Source organism: Microbacterium sp. A93 (genome assembly GCF_051842835.1).
Map to the genome: position 1 here is coordinate 100,369 of NZ_JBPXMT010000019.1, position 20,064 is coordinate 120,432.

Sequence of the window (20,064 nt, forward strand, 5' to 3'; positions counted from 1 at the left end):
TCGGGGACTGCGCCCAACTCTACCCCGGCGCGGTATGCCCGGGATCGGGGCAGCGCCGTGGTTTCGCCGTGGGCGCACAAGTGGAGTTGTGCGACGGCGTCCAGCAGTGTCCGAGCCTGCCGATAACGTGGATGACATGACAGAGGATGCCGGACAGCGCGCCGTTGTAGACGCACCCGTCGACGCTTCCGGTGTCATCATCGGTGCCCCGGGGACGGGGAAGACCCAGACACTCATCGACCGCGTCGTGCGTCTTCTCAGCGGCGACGGCGCACTCGCACCCGAAGAGGTGCTGGCGCTGACTCCGAACCGCCAGGCGGCCACCGTGCTGCGTGACCGAATCGGGGTGCGCATCGCGCAGGCGACGCCCGGACCGCTGGCTCGCTCGCTGGGGTCACTGGCCTTCCAGATCGTGCGCGGCGCGATGGTGCGTGCAGGGGAGGACCCTCCTGCACTGCTGACCGGCGCGGACCAGGACCGCATCATCGCCGATCTGCTCGGTGGCGACGCCGAAGACGAGGCTGCCGGCCTCGAGAGCCGCTGGCCCGAGACGCTGAGTCCGGCGGTGCGCGCGTCGAAGGGTTTCCGCTCCGAGCTGCGCGCTTTCCTGGCCGAGTGCACTGAGCTGGGCGTGCTGCCCGAGGAACTACGGGCCTCCGATCGCCCGGTCTGGCGCGCTGCCGGGCTGTTCCTCGACGAGTATCGTGCCGTGCTTGCGGGCATGCGCACGTCGTATCGTGATGCCGCCGACCTGGTCAGCGAGGCGGCTGCGATCCTTCGCGAAGCGGATGCTGCGACTCTTGGCCCGCTCGCGCCGCTGCGGGTCGTGCTCATCGACGACGCGCAGGAGATCACCCGCGGCGGCATCACTCTTGTGCAGGCACTGCGTGAACGCGGCATCGCCGTGCTGGCGTTCGGCGATCCGGACATCTCGTCCGGGGCCTTTCGCGGCGCGAGCCCGCAGCTGTTCCACGACCTCTCCGGGGTGCTCGGCCGGGTGTTCGTTCTGGACACCCCGCACCGGCAATCGCGCGCGCTGGTCGACCTCACCCGCACCGTCACTCAGGCGATCGGCGTTGCCGGGCGCGTGGAACATCGGCGTGCGCCGGGGCCGGCTCACGAGACCCCTGATCCCGCCGTGCAGGCTTTCCTCGCGGCATCCCCCTATGAAGAGGTCGACCGGATCGCTGGCACGCTACGCGACTGGCACCTCAGCCACGGCGTTGCCTGGAGCGACATGGCCGTCATCGCCCACGACACCCGCCAGGTCATGACGCTCGAGACCGAGCTCGCCGCACGTGAGGTGCCGACCAGAGCTGCCGGCGTGCAACGTCCGCTCGGCAGCGAGGGCGTCGTGCGCGACATCGTCGGCATCGTGCGGCTCGCCCTCACCCCCGTCGAGGAACGTGAGACTGAGGCGCTCGTGGAGGCGTTGCGCTCGCCGTTCGGCGGGATGGATGCCGTTGGTCTGCGCCGTCTGCGCGCGCGCATGCGTCACGCAGAGCTGGCCGAGTCAGGCTCGACGCCGGCATCGGAGCTGCTGCGTGAAGCGATGGCGCATCCGCTGTCCTTCACCTTCATCGACGCTCCGGAGGCGCGCGTCGCTGCGCGCTTCGCCAAGACACTGGCAGAGACAGCCGCCGCAGCAGATGCGGGGGAGACGATCCACGAGCTGCTCTGGCGCATTTGGGACGATTCGCGCGCCCTGGACGGCTCGAAGCTGCAGAAGCACTGGCGTGAAAGCGCCGATCAGGGCGGCGGAGGCGAGACTTCCCGCGCGCTCGATGCGCTGGTCGCGCTGTTCGACGCGGCCAAGCGCTTCGTCGAGCGCACGCCCGACGAGCGTCCGGAGACGTTCGTGCGCGAGATCCTCGACAGCGAGGTGCCGGAGGACTCGCTCTCCACCCCCGATCGTCCGGGACTGGTGACGCTGCTCACCCCGGCGACCGCGCTGGGCACCCAGTTCGATGCGGTCATCGTCTCCGGTGTGCAGGACGGCGTCTGGCCGAACACTCGTCTGCGCGGCGGCATGCTCGAGACCTGGCGGCTGGCAGATGCCGTGACCGCCGCACGCACGGGCATCCTCGACGTAGCTCCGGGAGCGCTTGACCGCCGCCGCGCGGCCCTCCACGACGAGCTGCGGCTGTTCGTACGTGCTGTGTCCCGCGCGCAATCGCGCATCGTGGTCACCGCTGTTGACGACGACACGACCGGCCCGAGCGCCTTCTTTGCCTTCCTGCCCGTGCCACCGCCGTTGTCGGAGCATCCGGCATCCGAGCATCCGCTGACCCTGCGCGGACTGGTCGCCAGATATCGGCGCACGCTGACGAGTACGCTCGATCCGACCACGCGAGCGGAGGCGGCGGAACAACTCCGTCTGCTCGCCGAAGCCGAGGTTCCCGGCGCTGCTCCCAGAGAGTGGTACGGCAGCACCGCACCGTCGACGCCGGCGCCACTGCACGATCTACAAGTGGAGGCAGCACGCGTCTCCCCGTCGAAGATGGAATCGTTCGAGGAGTGCCAGCTGAACTGGGCGATTTCTTCCCTCGGCGGTGACACGGTCCTGCCGCCATCGGCGGGTATCGGCACGATCATCCACGCGGCGATGGAGACGGCGTCGGATGGCGATCTCGAGAAGATGCGCGCTGTCGTCGCCCAGCACTGGCCGGAGCTTGAGTTCGAAACCGAGTGGATCGGGCGCAAGGAACGCCGCAGGGCCGAACTGTACGTCGACCGACTGCACTCCTACCTGAGCACCGTCGCGGACGAGCACGGGAGCGTGCTCGCGAGCGAGGTCGAGTTCCGCTTCGCGGTCGACGTGGCCACAGAAGAATCAGACGAGGAGCCCGCAGTGCACATCGGCGAGGAGGCAGGTGGCCCGCACCGCGCGGTCGTGCACGGGTTCATCGACCGGGTTGAGGTCTATCCGCGAGCAGGCGGTGAGCACGCCGCTGCCCGCGGCCGCGGCTTCACGTCGATGGGGGAAGGAGCGAATGGGGAGCGTGTGGTCGTCGTCGATCTGAAGACCGGGAAGTATGAACCGGAGTCCGATGGCAAGGTCATCGACCACGCGCAGCTCGCGGCATATCAGGTCGCGGTTGAGCAGGGGCTCGTCGAAGGCGCGGATGCTGCGGCGTTGACCGGCGCGCGGCTGGTGCTCGTCGCGAAGACGCTGTCCGGCAGCGACTATCGGGTCGCGCACCAGCACACCCTCCAGGGCGAGGATCGCACGCGCTTCCTGAACCGGCTCGCCGATGCTGCCAAGGGCATGTCTGGGAACAGCTTCACCGCACACGTCGAGGCGCACTGCGCCGACGTGCAATGGCGTGTGCAGCCGTGCCGCATCCACACGGTCCCGGCGGTGAGCGCGTGACTGCCTGGAACGGGGGCGCAGGGCTCTCCGCGCTCGAGGTCGCCGCCGCTCTCGGGCAGCCTTCGCCGACCGCAGCGCAGCAGCGCGTGATCGAGGCGCCGCCGACACCCGCGCTCGTCGTAGCCGGTGCCGGCAGCGGCAAGACCGAGACGATGTCAGGGCGCGTGGTCTGGCTCGTCGCCAACGGCCACGTGCGCCGTGACGAGATTCTCGGACTCACGTTCACCCGCAAGGCGGCCGGCGAATTGGCCGAACGCATCGGCGCAAGACTCACGGTCATTGACGAGTTCGGCCGCCGTGGGCTGTTGCCGCACGTGCCGGACATCGTGGCATCCGGTGCGCTGGCGCGGGTGGATGCGGCCACCACGGCCGCGCAGAAAAGCACAGTGCGCGCGCACGTGCTCGACGAGATGGCTGAGAAGTTCGGCACCGGGTGGGATCAGACCGCGCCCCGTACCGCAGACGACCTGCTGATTCGACCGCGGGTCTCGACGTACAACGCGTTCGCGGACTCGATCGTCCGTGAGCACGCCGCGCGGATTGGCCGCGACCCTGATGTCGCCATGCTCAGCCAGGCGGCATCCTGGATGCTGGCGCGCGAGGTCGTCTTGCGCGCAGATCTGCCGCAGCTGGAGGATATTGACCTGTCTGTGGCGACGGTCGTCGACGCCGTGCAGCGCCTCGCCGGCGACGCCCTCGACCACCGGGCCGATCTCGGGCGCGCAGAGCGCATCGCCATAGAGCAAGCTGGCGCATTCGAGCCGTACCGCAGCAATGACACGATCGCGAAGATCGCCGATAACCTGCTCTCGCTTCCCACGCTCGCCGTGCTCGTGCGCGAGTACATCTCCGAGAAACACCGCCGCGGCGTGCTCGATTTCGCCGACCAGGTCAGCGGCGCCTTCGACATCGTCGAGTCATCTCCCGATGTGCGCGAGGCTCTTCGTGAGCAGCACCGCGTCGTACTCCTGGACGAATATCAGGACACCTCGGTGATTCAGACGCAGTTCCTGGCCGCGCTGTTTCGTGATTCGGCGGTCATGGCTGTGGGCGACCCTCATCAGTCGATCTACGGCTGGCGTGGCGCGAGCGCGGACAACCTCTACGCCTTCGCCCGAACCTTCGCCACTGAGCAGTCGGCGCAGAGCTACAGCCTGATGACGAGCTGGCGCAATGACAGCGCGATCCTCGGCATCGCGAACCAGGTGCTGCAGCCGCTGCGCCGACCAGAACTCGACGTGCCGCCGCTGGAGGCGCGCCCCGGCGCAGGCGCAGGCGCCGTCGAGGTCCGCTTTCCGCTCACCGTGCACGATGAGGCCGCGCAGGTTGCGGACTGGTTCGCCGACCGTCGAGCCGTGCACAGCGACACGGCAAAGCCGCATACTGGTGCGATTCTGTTCCGCTCCAAGCGGCACATGCAGACCTTCGCCGAGGCGCTCGCCGCCCGCGGCATTCCGCACCGCATCCTGGGTCTCGGCGGTCTGCTGGCGACGCCGGAGGTCGTCGATGTTCTCTCCGCGCTGCGCGTCATCCACGATCCGAACGCCGGGTCCCCGCTGATCCGACTGCTGGTCGGTCCGCGCTTCAGCGTCGGGGTGGCCGACATGGGAGCGCTATATTCGCTGGCGAGCGAGCTTTCCCGCCGCGACAGCGGGTTGCTGCCGCTGCCGGAGGAGCTCCGCGCCCGCATCCGCGCATCGCGTGGCGCCGACGAGGCGGTATCGATCGTGGATGCCGTCGACGTGGTCCGCGGACTCCGTGACGACTACCGGCTGTTGGAAGGCATCACGCCGGAAGGGCGTGCGCGAATCCGTGCGGCAGGGGAGATATTCGAACGTCTGCGTCGCGCCGCGGGCCAGCCGATTCCCGAGTTGATCCGCCTCATTGAGTTCGAACTCCGTCTCGACATCGAACTCGCCGCGAACGAGACGCGCGGACCGGCACGTGTCGCAGCCACCCAGCTGCGCGCGTTCACCGACGAGGTTCGTGCGTTCCTCGCCGCAGACGACCGCGGCACGATCGGGAGCCTGCTCGCCTGGCTCGACAAGGCTGAGAGCACCGATGAGCTCATGCCGCGCCCAGAGCCACCGGAACCCGGCATCGTGCAACTGCTGACGATCCACGGTTCCAAGGGACTCGAATGGGATGCGGTCGCAGTCGTTCGCATGGTTGACGGAGAGCTTCCATCGCGTCCGAGCGACACCTCCGGCTGGTTCGGATTCGGCGTGCTCCCGTTCGCCCTGCGCGGCGACAGTGCCGCCCTGCCCAAGTTCACCTGGTTTCCGCCGGTCGAAGAGGAACTTGATCCCGACAAGCGTCTCAAAGCTGGCATCGCCTCGCTCACGAGCGCGAGCAAGAAGACCCCCGGCGCGATCACGGTGTTCAAAGACGCGTATCGCGACTACCAGCAGCAGGAAGAGCGGCGGCTCGGCTACGTCGCCGTCACCCGCGCGCGCACCGATCTGCTGCTCAGCGGGTCCCACTGGGCAGGGCAGAAGAAACCGCGGGGGCCCGGGCCATTTCTGCGTGAAGCCTTCGAGGTCATCGGGGTTGATCCGATCACCGAGATCGACGAGGACGAAAACCCCTACGAGGGCGAGGGCAAGACGAGCGTCTGGCCCATCGACCCGCTCGGGTCACGCCGCGAGAAGGTCGAGGATGCGGCGGCGGCAGTGCGCGAGGCCTTCGAGCGGGATGCCGCGCAGCCGACCGACCTGCTCCGACGGCTGCTCGCCGAACGCGCCGAACGTCAGCACGGAATCACCGCTGTCGCACCGACCCGCGTGCCTGCGTCACGGTTCAAGGACTACGTCACCGACTACGACGGCACCGTCCGCGGACTCACCCGTCCCATGCCGGAGCGTCCCTACCGGCAGACCCGGCTCGGCACCCTGTTCCACGCCTGGGTCGAGCATCGATCGGGTCTCGTCGGCACGGCGCCGAGTCCGGAGAGTGCGTTGTGGGAGATCGACGAGGATCAGTCCGACGTCTGGAACGCCTCGGCTGCGGATGCCGCAGACCTCGAACGCTTGCGTGAGACCTTCGAATCCAGCGAATGGGCCGCACTCAAACCCATCGCGGTGGAGATCGAGATCGACTTCGCGCTCGGCGCCGGTTCGACCCCTGAACGGATCGAAGGGCACATCATGATCTGCAAGCTTGACGCTGTCTACCGACGAGAAGACCGCGGCGGACGCATCGAGATCGTGGACTGGAAGACCGGAAAAGCGCCGCGAAATTCGGCAGAGCGAGACGAGCGGATGCTGCAGCTCGCACTGTATCGCCTCGCCTACCACCGCCGCTTCGGTGTTCCGCTGGAGGAGATTGACGTCGCGCTGTACTACGTCGCAGACGACCTCGTCCTCCGCGGGGACCGGGTCTACTCGGAGGAGGAGTTGGTCCAGCGTTGGAGTGCGGCGCGCGCCGCGCGCTGAGCTTCCTCGGCCGGGTCGCTGCCTGATCCGTCGTTCCCTGGCCTGTCGACGGGCTCAACGACTGGCAATTCAGCGTTCAATGTCTCATCCCGCGGGAGAAGGTCCGACTCCGCAAGGTCACTGAGATCTTCGGTGGCATCGCCGAGGACCACTTCATCACTGATGACACCCTCGGCACCGACGACCACCTCGGCCGTGTCCTCACCGGGCAGCAAGTCCTCTGGGTTGTATGCGTCGGTCTGCATCGAGGTGTTGATGCGTGCTGCCGCCGTCGCCGGCACGCGATTCAGCGCATCCATCGCCGAGTCGACGCCTTCGCTGCGGGCCGCGATCACAGAGAGGTCGCGTTCCCGCAGCCCCTCAGAAAGTGATTCGAGCAACGACGTCGCGTCGTCCATGATGTCGGGGCGTCGCAGCAGGTCGCCATGCACAAGCCACCGAGCGAATTCCAGCTCGGCCAGCAGCCGTGCTCGCACGGCCAGTGCGTTGTCCGGCGCGCGATCCGAGGCCGCAGCGTAAGCCGCATAAACGTCGCTAGCGGCATCCGGAGCAGATGAGAGCCAGGCCAGGTCCACGGCAGGGTCCCCCAACGAGAGTCCGTGCCAATTCAGGATGCCGACGACGGTCGGACCCTGCTCCGGGTCATCCTCGAAAAGGAACGAAGTCGCCTGGGTGCCGCCGAGATTCACGGCAGACTCGAAGCGCCACAGGTCATCGTCGCCGACGGCCTCGCGCCAGCGAACTGTCAGGCGTGCGGGCACGCGACCCGTCGCCGCGGCGCGATCGACCAGCTGGCGGATGTCCTCACGCGACTCGTCGGCGCTGCGAGCGGTGAGCCCGGCGCTGCGCACCACGGATGCGGGAAGCGCGTGTACTGCGGCGATCGACGAACCCATCGATTCGGCAGCCCCTCGACCGCCGGGCACGTGGCCTGCTTCGATCTGAAAACCGGGCAGCAAACCGGTGACAAGTGCGCGACCCTCGGAAAGCAGCGTTTCGCCAACATAGTCCGGGGCGCGGAAGGGCAACATGGCGCGAGCCCCGGCCGTCAATGCGCGAAGCGCGATCGACTCCGCCGCAAGCTCACGTGCCGTCTCATCGTCATCGCCGACGCGGATTGCGACTTCGCTTCCATCAGCGAGCGTCGCGACTGCAGAGTCGAATCGTCCATCGCCCCCGGCGGTCAGAATTCGTGCGCCGACGACTTCGGCCCCGGGCAGTGCAGCCGTGACCGCCGCGGCTAAAGTAAAGGGAGACCGTGCCATGCCCCCAGGGTAGGTCGGCTCGGGTGTGGATTGGCCTACGCCACGCCTGTGAGAGAGGGAGTCGATGACTGTTCGCCGTGCTGAGTTTGATCGTGCAGGACACCTCCGTGATGAACCCGGGATCCTCGAAGCGCTGCGTTCCTCGGATGATGCCCGTGTGATCGTGGTCCGTGAAGGGCGCGTCCGTGTCGAAGACGGTGCACTCGTCACCGTCGTATCCGCCGAGGTGGGCGACGCCGACTGGGGGTTGCTGGGGCGGCACAGCGACGGAAGCACTCTCTTAGTCGCGGCCATCGCACCTGTGACAGATTCGATCGACGCGGCGCCCGCCGAAACGTGGCTAGGCCTGCGTGATACCGGTGGTCTGCTCGATGCGGAGCATACTGAGCTCCTCGTCGAAGCGGTCACGCTCGCTTCATGGCTGCGCGACGCGCGTTTCTGCACGGCGTGCGGATCAGCGACAGAGGTGCGCCAGGGCGGATGGTCACGGAAGTGCCTCGACAATGGCCATGAGTTCTTCCCTCGTACCGATCCCGCGGTGATTGTGGCAGTGGAGAGCGAAGACGGCGAGAAGCTGCTCCTCGGTGCCAATGCGAACTGGCACGGCCGGATGTACTCCTGCTTTGCCGGATTCGTAGAGGCCGGTGAATCACTGGAGTCGACAGTGCATCGCGAGATCGAAGAGGAAGCGGGCGTCCTGCTGAGCAGCCTCCGATACATCTCCTCGCAGCCGTGGCCGTATCCGCGCTCACTTATGGTCGGTTTTCGCGCGACAGCATCCGATGAACGTCGCGCGCGCCCGGATGGTGAGGAGATCGTCGACGTGCGGTGGTTCACTCGTGCGGAGATTGCCAGTGCAATGAACGGTGACGGTCCGGTCGGGCTGCCGGGTCCGGCATCCATCGCCAGGGCTCTGATCGAGGACTGGTACGAGGCTCGCGAGTGAGTGCGCTGGACTCTCTCGACGAACGTCAGCGGGAAGCGGCATCCGTGCTGCGTGGACCGGTCGCCGTGCTCGCCGGTGCGGGTACCGGAAAGACGCGTGTGATCACGCATCGCATCGCGCACGGCGTTGACACCGGTGCATACTCGCCGAGTCGCGTGATGGCGGTCACGTTCACTGCGAAAGCAGCCGGTGAACTGCGCGGACGTCTGCGTGCTCTCGGAGTCGAAGGAGTGGCGGCGCGAACCTTCCACGCTGCGGCCCTTTCGCAGCTGAACTTCTTCTGGCCGACGCTCGCCGGCTCGCCGGCGCCGAGCATCATCGACAACAAGGTGCGCATGCTTGGGCAGGCAGGCGAGCAGCTACGGCTGCGGCTGGACACCGCCACCCTGCGCGATATTGCCAGCGAGATCGAGTGGCGCAAGGTCTCGATGCTCTCGATCGAACAACACGCCGCGCTCGGTCGTTCCATCGGCCGGGTGAGCACCGAACAGCTTGCCGAGTTTCAGCAGGCATACGAGATTCTCAAAGATGATCGTCGCCAGCTCGACTTCGAAGATGTGCTGTTGGCGTGCGCCGGGATGCTGGAGGCGGAGCCTCGGGTAGCCGCATCAGTGCACGAGCAATACCGCCACTTCACCGTCGATGAGTACCAGGACGTCTCGCCGCTGCAGAATCGTCTGCTCGAGCTGTGGCTGGGAGAGCGCAGCGACATCTGCGTCGTCGGCGATGCCAGTCAGACGATCTACTCGTTCGCCGGTGCCGATCAGAAGTACCTGCTCGAATTCGGTCGTCGATACCCGGATGCCACGGTGGTGCGGTTGGAGACCAACTACCGCTCGCAGCCACCGATTCTCGCCGCAGCCAACGCGCTCATGAAGGGGCGCCCCGGCGCTCTCGAGTTGGTGGCGGCGCGAGAGTCTCTGACTGCAGAACCGCCGACCGTGACCGCCTACGACAGCGAGGCCGAGGAAGCGGCAGGTATCGCCGCGGCGATCGCCGCCAGGATCAAGACCGGCGCCTCCGCTTCGGAGATCGCCGTGCTGTACCGCGCGCACTCGCAGTCCGCAGCGATTCTGCAGGCGCTGGGCGAAGCGGGGATCGCATCGACAGTGCTCGGTGGCAAACGCTTTTTCGACATGCCGGAGGTGCGTCAAGCTGTGCTCGCACTGCGCGGTGCATCCGTGGCTCCGACGGAACGCGATTTCCTGTCCAATGTGCGCAAGGTCATGCGCGAGCTCGGCCTGAGCGACGAACCGCCAACGGCCGGGGGAGCGCAGCGCGACGGTTGGGAGGCGAGACGGGCGATTCTGCGTCTCGCTGAGGAAGCATCGAGCGAGACGACGCTGCGCTCATTCAGCGAAGTGCTCATGGCGCGAGCGAAAGACCAGCATGAGCCGACCATGCAGACGGTGACGCTGTCGACGCTGCACGCGGCGAAGGGTCTGGAATGGCCGCACGTGTATCTCGCCGGTTGGGCGGAAGGTGCCCTACCGATCGGATATGCGAAAAGCTTCGAAGCGATCGATGAGGAGCGCCGACTGGCCTATGTCGGCGTCACGCGCGCCGCGCGAACCCTGGATCTCTCATGGTCGCGTGCGGCGGGACGAGGGGATCGGCAGCCTTCGCGGTTCCTTCAGGAGATCGGAACGAATGCTCGCGGCACCGGCATTCTTCGTGAAACGTCACCGCGCGCCACACGCGCCGTCCGTCAGGGCTGATCCGCACCGATTTCGTGCGCTTCGCCTTTCCCGGTTCAGCGAGGATTCTCGCAACGAGGCCCGCGGCCTCAGATGCGCGGGCGGCGGTGATGGGGGTTGACGTCGCAGCGACCAGTTGTGCATGCATGCCGGGCCAGGCCGCATCTCTGTCACGTTCATGCGCATCACGGCACGACAGGCATGCGGTGCGGCCAGGCACCACGAGCGGACCAGCCGTGGTGCCACCAGGTTCGAACGCAACCGGCACGTGCGTGAGGTCATCGCGCAGATAGCGGGCGAGCTGATGAGCGGACGCTGCGCCGTGCACGAGCACGACGCCGACAGCTCTCGGATCTGCACGATCCGTTGTGGTGAACCCCTCGTCAGCCAGGGAACTCTCCACTCGGGCTTCAACTCGGGAATCGGCGATGTTGACGCTCTCGATCCATATCCTCGGCAGAGGAGGAGCATCCGTACGCAGCACTGGCCGGAGCCGCGCGAGCAGCTGCCTGGCAGCATCCCTCGGCGCGCCGGCACCATGGGCGATCACATCGAAGGAACTGCGACGGAAGCCGTTTCTCATCGCCTGCAGCAATGGCTCGATCCACGGCTCAGTCAGGGGCACGCACACCCGCCCCTCCAGCCCGAACTGCACCGTGTCGACATCCCGCCAGAGCAGCGGGTAGGCCGGATCGAGGCGAGTCAGCGTCGGCGGCGTGATCGGGGACATGTCCCGATTCTGCTCATCATGCGCTCGCCGCGGGGCGCGAAATCACGATCAGTGGAGAACTCCGCGCACCGACGATCTGTGCAGAGAAAGACTTACTGTTCGGGGTCCTGAGTGATCAGACCGGAGTCTCGCCGCCCTGGTTGGTGCCGTCGCCGTCGGTAAAGTCATCGCCATCGAGCAGTCGGGTCAAGGCTTCATCGAACTCATCTGTTGCGGGTGCCTCACCGCGAGCGCGAGCCTGCAGCCGTTCGATGAGAGCGGTGGGATCATCGATGTCGGCAGCGGTCGGCTGCAGGTCCGGATAATCCCAGAGCGTGTCGCGGACGGCGATGCCGACGGCATCCGTCACCTTCCGCCACATCGCGGCCGCCTCACGCATACGCCGCGGACGTAGTTTCAAGCCGACCAGGGCTCCGAGAGCATCCTCCGCCGGGCCCCCGACAGCGCGACGGCGACGAGCCGCTTCGGCCAGCCGGACGCTATCGGGCAACCGCGAGGTCGCCTCGTTGGTGACGACATCCACCCAACCGTCGATCATCGCGATGATGTTCTCCAGGCGGGCGAGTGCGTCGCGCTGAGCTTCGGTCTGCGCCGGTAGCAATGCGCCGCCTTCGATCGCGGCGCGAAGTTCTTCCGGGTTCGACGGGTCAAGTCGACTCGCGACATCTTCGAGTGCTTCGACATCGACGGTCACACCGCGGGCGAAATCGGTGATCTGCGACATCACATGCAGGTGCAGCCACTTCGCGTGCCGGTAGAGGCGGGCGTAAGCGAGCTCACGGGTCGCGAGGTACAGTGCGATCTGGTCTTCCGGGATCTCGAGCCCCTCACCGAACGCAGTGATGTTCTGTGGGATCACCGCGGCGGTTCCGGCCGGCAGCACCGGGATACCCACGTCGCCACCGGAGACGACCTCGAGCGCGAGATTGCCGAGAACCTGACCGAACTGCGCGGCGAATACCGAAGAGCCGAGTCCGCGCATAAGTTTGCCTGCGCCCTGGATCGCATCACGCATGTCGTCCGGAACCTGAGTGTCCAGGGCGCTGGTGAGGGCGTCGGCGATGCTCGTGGATACCGGGCCTGCGATCTCTTTCCACACTGGAAGCGTCTTCTCCACCCACTCGCCCCGAGTCATCGCTTTGGGCGTCTCGGAAAGTTCAGAGATCGTGGTCGCCTCGCCCAGCCAGAGATTCGCCAGCGCGAAGGCATCGACAAGCGAGCTCTGCGCGCCGTCGGTGATGCCCTGACCCTCGCGGTTGGCGATGTGCAGGGCCTGGCGCAGTGTGTTCTCCCACGGGTCTCCGCTGAAAGCACCCTGCAACTGCTGCATGAGTCCCGCCATCATCGTCGGGTCGAGTTGAAAGCCCTCGGCCCCACCTAAAGCGTTCTGCAGAGCGCTCAGATCGAAGTCTCCGTTGCCCGCGCCGGACATCATCTTGCGCAGGAACTCCTGGAAGTCCTCGGGGTTGGGTTCGTTGTCTGCCATGTCGGTCGCCTCTCAGCACGTCGCTAGCCGTGGCATCTACGCTAGTTGCACGAGTCTGCCCGGGCCCCCGCCACGGGCAGATCGCTGTACGCCGGTCGCGAACGACGGAGGATCTCCTTGTCTCATTCCCGCACGCCCAGGGTCGGGCTCGGTGTCTGGGCGCTCATTGTCGCCCTCATAGCCCTTGTCGTGATGACATTTCTGCCGACTCCGTATGTGATTCAACGACCGGGTCCCGTATACGACACCCTGGGCACCGCGGCCAGCGCTGACGGCGAACAGGTGCCACTCATCGCCATTGACGGTGCCGAGACGTTCGATACCGGCGGCACCCTGAATCTCACAACGGTGGAGGTCGTCGGTAATCGTGAACGCACGCCCTCGTGGTTTGAGCTTGCGCTGGCATGGACGGATTCGTCTCGTGCGGTCGTGCCCATCGACTCGGTGTTCCCCGAGGGCGTCACCAGTGAGCAGCGCAACGAACGCAATGCGGTGCTGATGGTCGATTCACAGCACGAAGCAACCGCTGCTGCGCTGCAGGCGCTCGGCTTCGACACCGGGGCTTCGGTGAAGGTCGTCGCCGCGATCGAAGGTTCACCCGCCGAGGGGCTGTTGGAAGAGGGCGATGTGATCACGGCGTTCGACGGCGTCAAAGTCACCAGCGCCAGTGAGCTACGCAACGGCATCCAAGAGGCAAAAGGTGCAGCGGCGCAATTGACTGTGCTTCGCGGGAGCGAGGAGATCGAGGTTGAGATCACCCCGGAGCTCAGCACATCGAACGGCGTGGATACCTGGCTGATCGGTATCACGCTGACCACCGAGTACGACTTCCCCATCGATGTGACGATTCAGCTGGACAATGTCGGCGGCCCCAGCGCCGGGATGATGTTCGCGCTCGGAATCATCGATGAGCTCACTCCGGGCGAGCTGACCGGCGGCAATGACATCGCCGGCACCGGAACGATCGATGCGACGGGGGCGGTCGGTCCGATCGGCGGCATCAGGCAGAAGCTTTACGGCGCACGCGATGCGGGCGCTGACTTCTTCCTGGCTCCGTCGTCGAACTGCGACGAGGTCGTCGGTCATGTCCCTGACGGACTCCAGGTGATCAGCACTGCGACGCTGGATGAATCCTTGAAGGCGCTTGAAGTGATCGCGGACGGCGGTGACGTCGATTCACTGCCGATGTGCACGGCATCGTGACCTCCCCGTCACCGTAAGCACAGCCCCCACATAATCAGTGGCACTTAGGATAGACGGGTGACCACGACCTCGGCGCCGAATCCGGCCACGCCCAGTACATCCCGACGAATCATCACGATATCGCTGGTGATCATCGCTGCGATCATCGCGGCGTTCTTCGTCTTCGCTTCGCTCTACACAGACTTCCTCTGGTTCGACCAGTTGCAGTTCACGAACGTCCTCACCACGCAGTGGCTCGCCACCGCGCTGATGTTTGTCGTGGGCTTTTTGGGGATGGCGGTGCCGCTGTTCATCGTGATCCAGCTGGCCTATCGCCTCCGCCCGGTCTACGTGCGACTGAGTTCGCAGCTCGACCGGTATCAGGAGGTCATCGAGCCGCTTCGCAGGCTTGCAATGTGGGGAATGCCGATCTTCTTCGGCCTGTTCGCAGGCTTCGCGGCGGCGGGTAACTGGCAGACCGTGTGGCTGTGGTTCAACGGTGGCGCCACTGGCGTCGCTGACCCGCAGTTCGGCATGGACACCGGTTTCTACCTGTTCGCGATGCCCTTCTACTCGATCCTTCTCGCGTTCGTCTCGGCTGTCATCCTGCTGAGCCTGATCGTCACGGCGCTGGTCTCGTACCTGTACGGTTCTGTGCGCATCGGTCAGGGCGAGCTGCGCATCTCGAAGGCTGCTCGCATTCAGCTCGCCATTCTCGCCGGACTCTACCTGCTGGTGCAGGCCGCGAGCCTCTGGCTGGACCGTTACAAGACGCTCGTCGCCGAAGAGGATCGCATCACTGGCGCCGCCTACACCGCGGTCAACGCCACGATCCCGGGTATGGCGATTCTCGCGATTCTCGCGATCCTCGTCGCAATCCTCTTCTTCGTCACCGCAATCATGGGCCGCTGGCGCTTCCCCCTGGTGGCGACCGGGCTGCTGCTCGTGGCATCCCTCGTTGTAGGCATCGGCTACCCGTGGGTCGTCGACACCTTCCAGGTGCGCCCGAACCAGAACAGCTTCCAGGCCGAGTACTACCAGCGCAACATCGATGGCACCAAGCAGGCGTACGATATCGCCGACATCGAGGTCACGCCGTTCAAGGCAGAGACGGATGCCAAGGCAGGCCAGCTCCGTGAGGACGCCGAGACCACCGCGTCCATCCGTATCCTCGACCCGAGCATCATCAGCCCGACTGTGCAGCAGCTCGAGCAGTTCCGTGGCTACTACCAGTTCAATGAGACGCTCGACGTCGACCGCTACGAGATCGACGGCGAGACGCAGGACACCGTGGTGGCTGTTCGTGAGCTCGACGTCAACCGCCTTGGCGACAGCAACAACTGGAACAACCGCACCGCCGTTTACACGCATGGTTACGGTCTCGTGGTCGCAGCGGGAAACCAGCGCACGAGTGAGGGCGAGCCGGTATTCCTTGAACGAGGCATCCCGTCGTCCGGCTTCCTGACGGAGAGCGAAAACTTCGAGCCTCGCGTCTACTTCGGTGAAGACTCTGCGCTGTACTCGATCGTCGGGGCCCCGGAGGGGACAGCCGACGTCGAGATCGACTATCCGCGTGGTGAAGACGGCGCGAACGAGACGAAGACGACCTTCGAGGGTGATGGTGGGCCGGCGATCGGCAACACCTTCAACAAGCTGCTGTACTCGCTGAAATTCCAGGAAGCCGAGATCCTTTTCTCGGATCTGGTCAACTCTGACTCGCAGATCCTTTACGACCGCAACCCGGTCGATCGCGTGCAGAAGGCCGCTCCGTACCTCGAGCTCGACACCGACCCGTACCCGAGCGTCGTGGACGGTCGCATCGTCTGGATCATCGACGGTTACACCACGAGCTCCACGTACCCGTACTCGACGAGCGTGAGCCTGTCGGATGCGATCACCGACTCGAACACGACGGCACCTGCGTTCGCGCTCGATGACATCAACTACATCCGCAACTCGGTGAAGGCCACCGTCGACGCATACGACGGCACGGTCACGCTGTACGCATGGGATGAAGAAGACCCGATTCTCAAGGCGTGGCAGAAGGTATACCCCGCGACGGTCGAGCCGATCAGCGAGATGTCGGCCGATCTGATGAGTCACGTGCGCTACCCGACTGACCTGTTCAAGGTGCAGCGCGAGATCCTCGAGGTCTACCACGTGGACACCGCTGGTTCGTTTGCACAGCAGGACAACCGTTGGCAGACGCCGAACGATCCGCGCAACGACACCCGGCTGCAGCCGCCGTACTACCTGTCGATGCAGATGCCCGGTCAGGATTCGCCGAGGTTCTCGATGTTCTCGACGTTTATTCCTTCGTCCGCGGCGGGTACAACCAGCCGCAACGTTCTGCTGGGTTACCTGGCCGTCGATTCGGATGCCGGAGCCACCGCAGGTGAGAAGGCCGAGGGCTATGGTCAGCTGAACCTGCTGGAGATTGATGCCGACACCACGGTGCCTGGCCCCGGTCAGGTGCAGAACACGTTCAACTCCGACCCGGCCGTGGTGCAGCAGCTGAACCTGCTGCAGCAGGGTGAGTCAGAGGTCAAGTACGGCAACCTGCTGACACTGCCCGTCGGTGGCGGTCTGCTCTATGTGCAGCCCGTGTACGTGCAGTCTTCTGAGGGCACCAAGCTTCCGCTGTTGCAGAAGGTGCTGGTCACGTTCGGTGACAGCATCGCCTTCGAAGACACCCTCACTGCCGCACTGGATGTCATCTTCGGCGGTGACGCTGGTGCGAGCGCTGGCGACGAGACGGTGGAGCCGATAGACCCTGATGCTGGTGCGACGACGCCGCCCGACGAGGGTGGAACGCCGCCTGATGAGGGCGCAACGGACCCGGGCACGAGTGAGCCCGATCCCGGCACCGGCGGCGACGCACGCGAACAGGCTCTGGCAGCCGCGCAGAAGGCGTTGACCGACCGGGATACGGCGCTGAAGGCTGGTGACCTCACGGCGTTCGCCGAGGCAGACAAGCGTCTGACTGCCGCGATCACCGAGCTGCTGGCGCTGGAGGCTGCAACGGCCAAGTAACCGCGGGCACCCCGGGCGGGTCCGCCCGGGGCGCGCCGCGGGTTCACCCCGCATATGCGAGAAGGAATTCCCGGCCGAGACATTGATCTCAGCCGGGAATTCCTTCTTCCGTCGGGTGTGCCACGCGGGGGACTTTGCGGGCTGGTTCGGGCAAAGCAAAAGGCTCCTGATCAAGTAATACTTGATCAGGAGCCTTTTGTGTGTCGTGTTCTCGTTGCGGGGACAGGATTTGAACCTGCGACCTCCGGGTTATGAGCCCGGCGAGCTACCGAACTGCTCCACCCCGCGGCACGATTAAGAGTTTACGTGACGTTTAGGTTCAAATCCAATCGTCACTGTGTGGGCGTGTTGACGGCGTTCTTCCCTGTGGTTGCAAGGGATCTGGCTCGCTGCTCCAGCGCCGTCTCGCTGCCTCCCAGCCGTTGGTCAGTTTCCCTTCCGCAGAGACAGCATCACCGCCCCGATGCCAATCCAGCAGATTGAAGCGATCGAAGCTCCCATGATCATCGAGGCGGCATCCATGCGGCCTACCTTAGGGCAGGACGGTGCGACGTGCTGAAAAACGCCGGCCTATAACCCCCTCATGGAGGAGAGAAGAAGCTGACATCGCGAAAGGCCCCTGATCTGGATTTCTCCTGATCAGGGGCCTTTCTGTGTCGCTATATCCGTTGCGGGGACAGGATTTGAACCTGCGACCTCCGGGTTATGAGCCCGGCGAGCTACCGAACTGCTCCACCCCGCGGCACGTCTTATAGCCTAGTACGGATTTCGAGCACCGGGCGCCACTTGCCACGATGCGCGAAGATAGGGGCATGTCCGAGCTCGTCGTTGCCGTGTGCCAGTTCCGTCCAACCGAAGATCGGGAAGGCAACCGCATGCGCATCACGGAGCTCGTGGCGGATGCCGCGAGCCGGGGCGCCCGCCTGGTGGTGTTCCCGGAGTACTCCAGCTACTTTGTCGATCCGATGGATGCATCGTTCGCGTTGCATGCCGAGACCCTCGACGGTGAGTTCGTGCGGGCGCTGCAGGCGGCGGCATCCGCCCATGACGTCACGATCATCGCCGGCCTCGTCGAAGCAGCGGGGGAGCGCGTGCGAAACACCCTCGTCGCCGTCGACGCCACAGGCCTGCGCGCGACCTATCGGAAGCAGCACCTCTACGACGCCTTTGGACAGACCGAGTCTGACTGGATAGAAGCGGGGGAGCTGGGTATTCCGCAGACGCTCGACATCGACGGCCTGCGCATCGCGATGATGACCTGTTACGACCTGCGATTCCCCGAGGTCGCCCGCACGCTCGTGGATGCCGGCGCCGACGTCATCGTCGTGCCGGCGGAATGGGTGCGCGGCCCACTCAAAGAACACCACTGGACGACGCTGCTGGCGGCGCGCGCGATCGAGAACACCGTCTACGTCGTCGCCGCTGACCACCCGACCCCGATCGGCATCGGGCATTCGCAGATCATCGACCCGCAGGGGGTCGTGATCGCCGGAGTCGGAACGGGCGACGGTATCGCCGTAGCCCAGCTCTCCCAGGAAGCGATTGCCCGCGTACGCGAGGTTAACCCCGTGCTGCGGCTACGGCGCTACGGTGTTGTCCCGCGCTGACGCGTTCGAGGGTCGCACATGGCCGGTTCGGTGCGCTTGAAGCGGCCATCCGCGACCCCTGCGGAGGCCGAACCCCTGCGACGCCCGGCATCTCCGGACGCCGACCCCTCAGAACGAGGCCGCGGCGAGGCGCCTGGCAGCCTCTTCCAGCACGTCGATCTTCTTGCACGCCGCGAAGCGCACGAGACCCGAATACTCGCCCTGATGGTCGGGGCTGACGAATGCGCTCATCGGGATCGCGACCACCCCAGCCTTCTCCGGCATCGCCCGGCAGAAGGCTGCCGTATCCGATCCTCCGAGCGCTGTGGCATCCGCGACAGTGAAGTATCCGCCCTGCGGCATGGCCACGTCGAAGCCTGCGCTGCGCAGCCCAGCCCCGAGGATCTCGTGCTTGTGTGCAAGAGTCGCGGCGGCATCCGTGAAGAATGCATCCGGCATCCGCAGGCCCACCCCAATCGCCGGCTGGAACGCTGACCCGTTCACATAGGTGAGGTACTGCTTGACGGTCAGCACCGCGGTGATGAGGTCAGCGGGGCCGTGGATCCAGCCGATCTTCCAGCCGGTTGCCGAGAACGTTTTCCCGCCGGAGGAGATCGTCAGCGTCCGCTCTGCGGCACCGGGCAGCGTTGCGAGCGGCACGTGAGGTGCGGCGAAGGTGAGGTGCTCGTAGACCTCGTCGGTCACGATGATTGCGTCATGCTGGTGCGCCAGCCGCACAATCTCAGCCTTCACCTCCGACGTGAACACCACACCGGTCGGATTGTGAGGGTCGTTGACGAGGATGATCCGAGTGCGATCCGTGACGGATGCCGCAAGTGCCTCGAGATCGGGTTGGAAGTCAGGGCGGCGCAACGGAACAGTGCGCAGGCGCGCGCCAGCCAGCGCCACCGCGGCGGCATACGAGTCGTAGTACGGCTCGAACACGACGACTTCGTCATCGGGAGAGTCGATCAGTGCCAACAGCGTCGCAGTCAATGCCTCCGTGGCGCCGGCGGTCACGATCACCTCGGTCACCGGGTCGACTGAGAGTCCGTAGAACCTGTGCTGGTGCTCGCTGATGGCCGCGAGCAGATCAGGAAAACCACGCCCAGGCGGATACTGATTCATGCCATGCGAAATCGCGGTGCGAGCGGCTTCCAGCACCTCGGCGGGTCCGTCCTCGTCAGGAAAACCCTGACCGAGGTTGATCGCACCGGTTCTCACCGCAGCCGCAGACATCTCTGCGAAGATGGTGGGCGCGACGTTGCCCTCGGGAGAAAGAAGTCCGGCTCCAGCCGCGGTGCGCCGCCAGGCGCCGGGAATAGCACTCAT

10 protein-coding genes and 2 tRNA genes are annotated in these 20,064 nt (G+C 65.6%); 7 read left to right on the forward strand and 5 right to left on the reverse strand.

Going from position 1 to position 20,064, the window contains the following annotated elements; all coding sequences use genetic code 11:
- The first annotated feature begins 136 nt into the window (after window positions 1–136).
- Both ACSU1G_RS33590 and ACSU1G_RS33595 read left to right on the forward strand, forming a co-directional pair.
- The gene (locus ACSU1G_RS33590) at window positions 137–3,373 is read left to right on the forward strand and encodes an ATP-dependent helicase (protein ID WP_439285845.1); all 3,237 of its coding nucleotides are present in this window, start codon (window positions 137–139) and stop codon (window positions 3,371–3,373) included.
- Window positions 3,322–6,807: a UvrD-helicase domain-containing protein gene (locus tag ACSU1G_RS33595; protein WP_439285847.1), complete on the forward strand. Its 3,486-nt coding sequence runs from the start codon at window positions 3,322–3,324 to the stop codon at window positions 6,805–6,807. Before ACSU1G_RS33590 ends, ACSU1G_RS33595 begins: the two co-directional genes overlap by 52 nt.
- On the opposite strand, the gene ACSU1G_RS33600 is transcribed toward ACSU1G_RS33595, so the two are convergent.
- On the reverse strand, window positions 6,753–8,072 hold the full coding sequence (locus ACSU1G_RS33600; protein ID WP_439285849.1) for a phosphotransferase: 1,320 nt from the start codon (window positions 8,070–8,072) through the stop codon (window positions 6,753–6,755). The two genes, ACSU1G_RS33595 and ACSU1G_RS33600, sit on opposite strands and share 55 nt — an antisense overlap.
- A gap of 64 nt (window positions 8,073–8,136) precedes the next feature.
- On the opposite strand from ACSU1G_RS33600, the gene nudC reads away from it, so the two are divergent.
- Complete coding sequence (gene nudC, locus ACSU1G_RS33605) at window positions 8,137–9,018, forward strand: NAD(+) diphosphatase (protein ID WP_439285851.1); 882 nt, start codon at window positions 8,137–8,139, stop codon at window positions 9,016–9,018.
- Complete coding sequence (locus tag ACSU1G_RS33610; protein WP_439285852.1) at window positions 9,015–10,736, forward strand: ATP-dependent helicase; 1,722 nt, start codon at window positions 9,015–9,017, stop codon at window positions 10,734–10,736. Before nudC ends, ACSU1G_RS33610 begins: the two co-directional genes overlap by 4 nt.
- 824 nt (window positions 10,737–11,560) lie before the next feature.
- On the opposite strand, the gene ACSU1G_RS33615 is transcribed toward ACSU1G_RS33610, so the two are convergent.
- Entirely contained in the window at window positions 11,561–12,931 is a 1,371-nt protein-coding gene (locus tag ACSU1G_RS33615; protein WP_439285854.1) for a zinc-dependent metalloprotease, read from the reverse strand.
- 117 nt (window positions 12,932–13,048) lie between these two features.
- Between ACSU1G_RS33615 and ACSU1G_RS33620 the strand changes: the two genes are divergently transcribed.
- Both ACSU1G_RS33620 and ACSU1G_RS33625 read left to right on the forward strand, forming a co-directional pair.
- Window positions 13,049–14,134, forward strand: a complete 1,086-nt coding sequence (locus tag ACSU1G_RS33620; RefSeq protein ID WP_439285855.1) for a YlbL family protein — start codon at window positions 13,049–13,051, stop codon at window positions 14,132–14,134.
- Window positions 14,135–14,191: 57 nt separating this feature from the next.
- Window positions 14,192–17,146, forward strand: coding sequence for a UPF0182 family membrane protein (locus ACSU1G_RS33625; protein WP_439285857.1), 2,955 nt, complete (start codon window positions 14,192–14,194; stop codon window positions 17,144–17,146).
- 214 nt (window positions 17,147–17,360) lie between these two features.
- Here ACSU1G_RS33625 and ACSU1G_RS33630 read toward each other — a convergent pair.
- Both ACSU1G_RS33630 and ACSU1G_RS33635 read right to left on the reverse strand, forming a co-directional pair.
- Window positions 17,361–17,434, reverse strand: a tRNA-Met gene (locus ACSU1G_RS33630).
- A gap of 380 nt (window positions 17,435–17,814) precedes the next feature.
- Window positions 17,815–17,888, reverse strand: a tRNA-Met gene (locus tag ACSU1G_RS33635).
- Between the two features lie 70 nt (window positions 17,889–17,958).
- Between ACSU1G_RS33635 and ACSU1G_RS33640 the strand changes: the two genes are divergently transcribed.
- The gene (locus ACSU1G_RS33640; RefSeq protein WP_439285859.1) at window positions 17,959–18,753 is read left to right on the forward strand and encodes a carbon-nitrogen hydrolase family protein; all 795 of its coding nucleotides are present in this window, start codon (window positions 17,959–17,961) and stop codon (window positions 18,751–18,753) included.
- A gap of 108 nt (window positions 18,754–18,861) precedes the next feature.
- Here the strand turns inward: ACSU1G_RS33640 and ACSU1G_RS33645 are convergent, their stop codons facing one another.
- Entirely contained in the window at window positions 18,862–20,064 is a 1,203-nt protein-coding gene (locus tag ACSU1G_RS33645) for an aminotransferase class I/II-fold pyridoxal phosphate-dependent enzyme (RefSeq protein WP_439285860.1), read from the reverse strand.

What these genes read in the sequence shown, in the direction of transcription:
- ACSU1G_RS33590 (WP_439285845.1), top strand. Translation starts at nt 137, where the DNA reads ATGACAGAGGATGCCGGACAGCGCGCCGTTGTAGACGCACCCGTCGAC.
- ACSU1G_RS33595 (WP_439285847.1), top strand. Translation starts at nt 3,322, where the DNA reads ATGGCGTGTGCAGCCGTGCCGCATCCACACGGTCCCGGCGGTGAGCGC.
- ACSU1G_RS33600 (WP_439285849.1), bottom strand. Translation starts at nt 8,072, where the DNA reads ATGGCACGGTCTCCCTTTACTTTAGCCGCGGCGGTCACGGCTGCACTG.
- nudC (WP_439285851.1), top strand. Translation starts at nt 8,137, where the DNA reads ATGACTGTTCGCCGTGCTGAGTTTGATCGTGCAGGACACCTCCGTGAT.
- ACSU1G_RS33615 (WP_439285854.1), bottom strand. Translation starts at nt 12,931, where the DNA reads ATGGCAGACAACGAACCCAACCCCGAGGACTTCCAGGAGTTCCTGCGC.
- ACSU1G_RS33640 (WP_439285859.1), top strand. Translation starts at nt 17,959, where the DNA reads ATGTCCGAGCTCGTCGTTGCCGTGTGCCAGTTCCGTCCAACCGAAGAT.
- ACSU1G_RS33645 (WP_439285860.1), bottom strand. Translation starts at nt 20,064, where the DNA reads ATGAGTGCTATTCCCGGCGCCTGGCGGCGCACCGCGGCTGGAGCCGGA.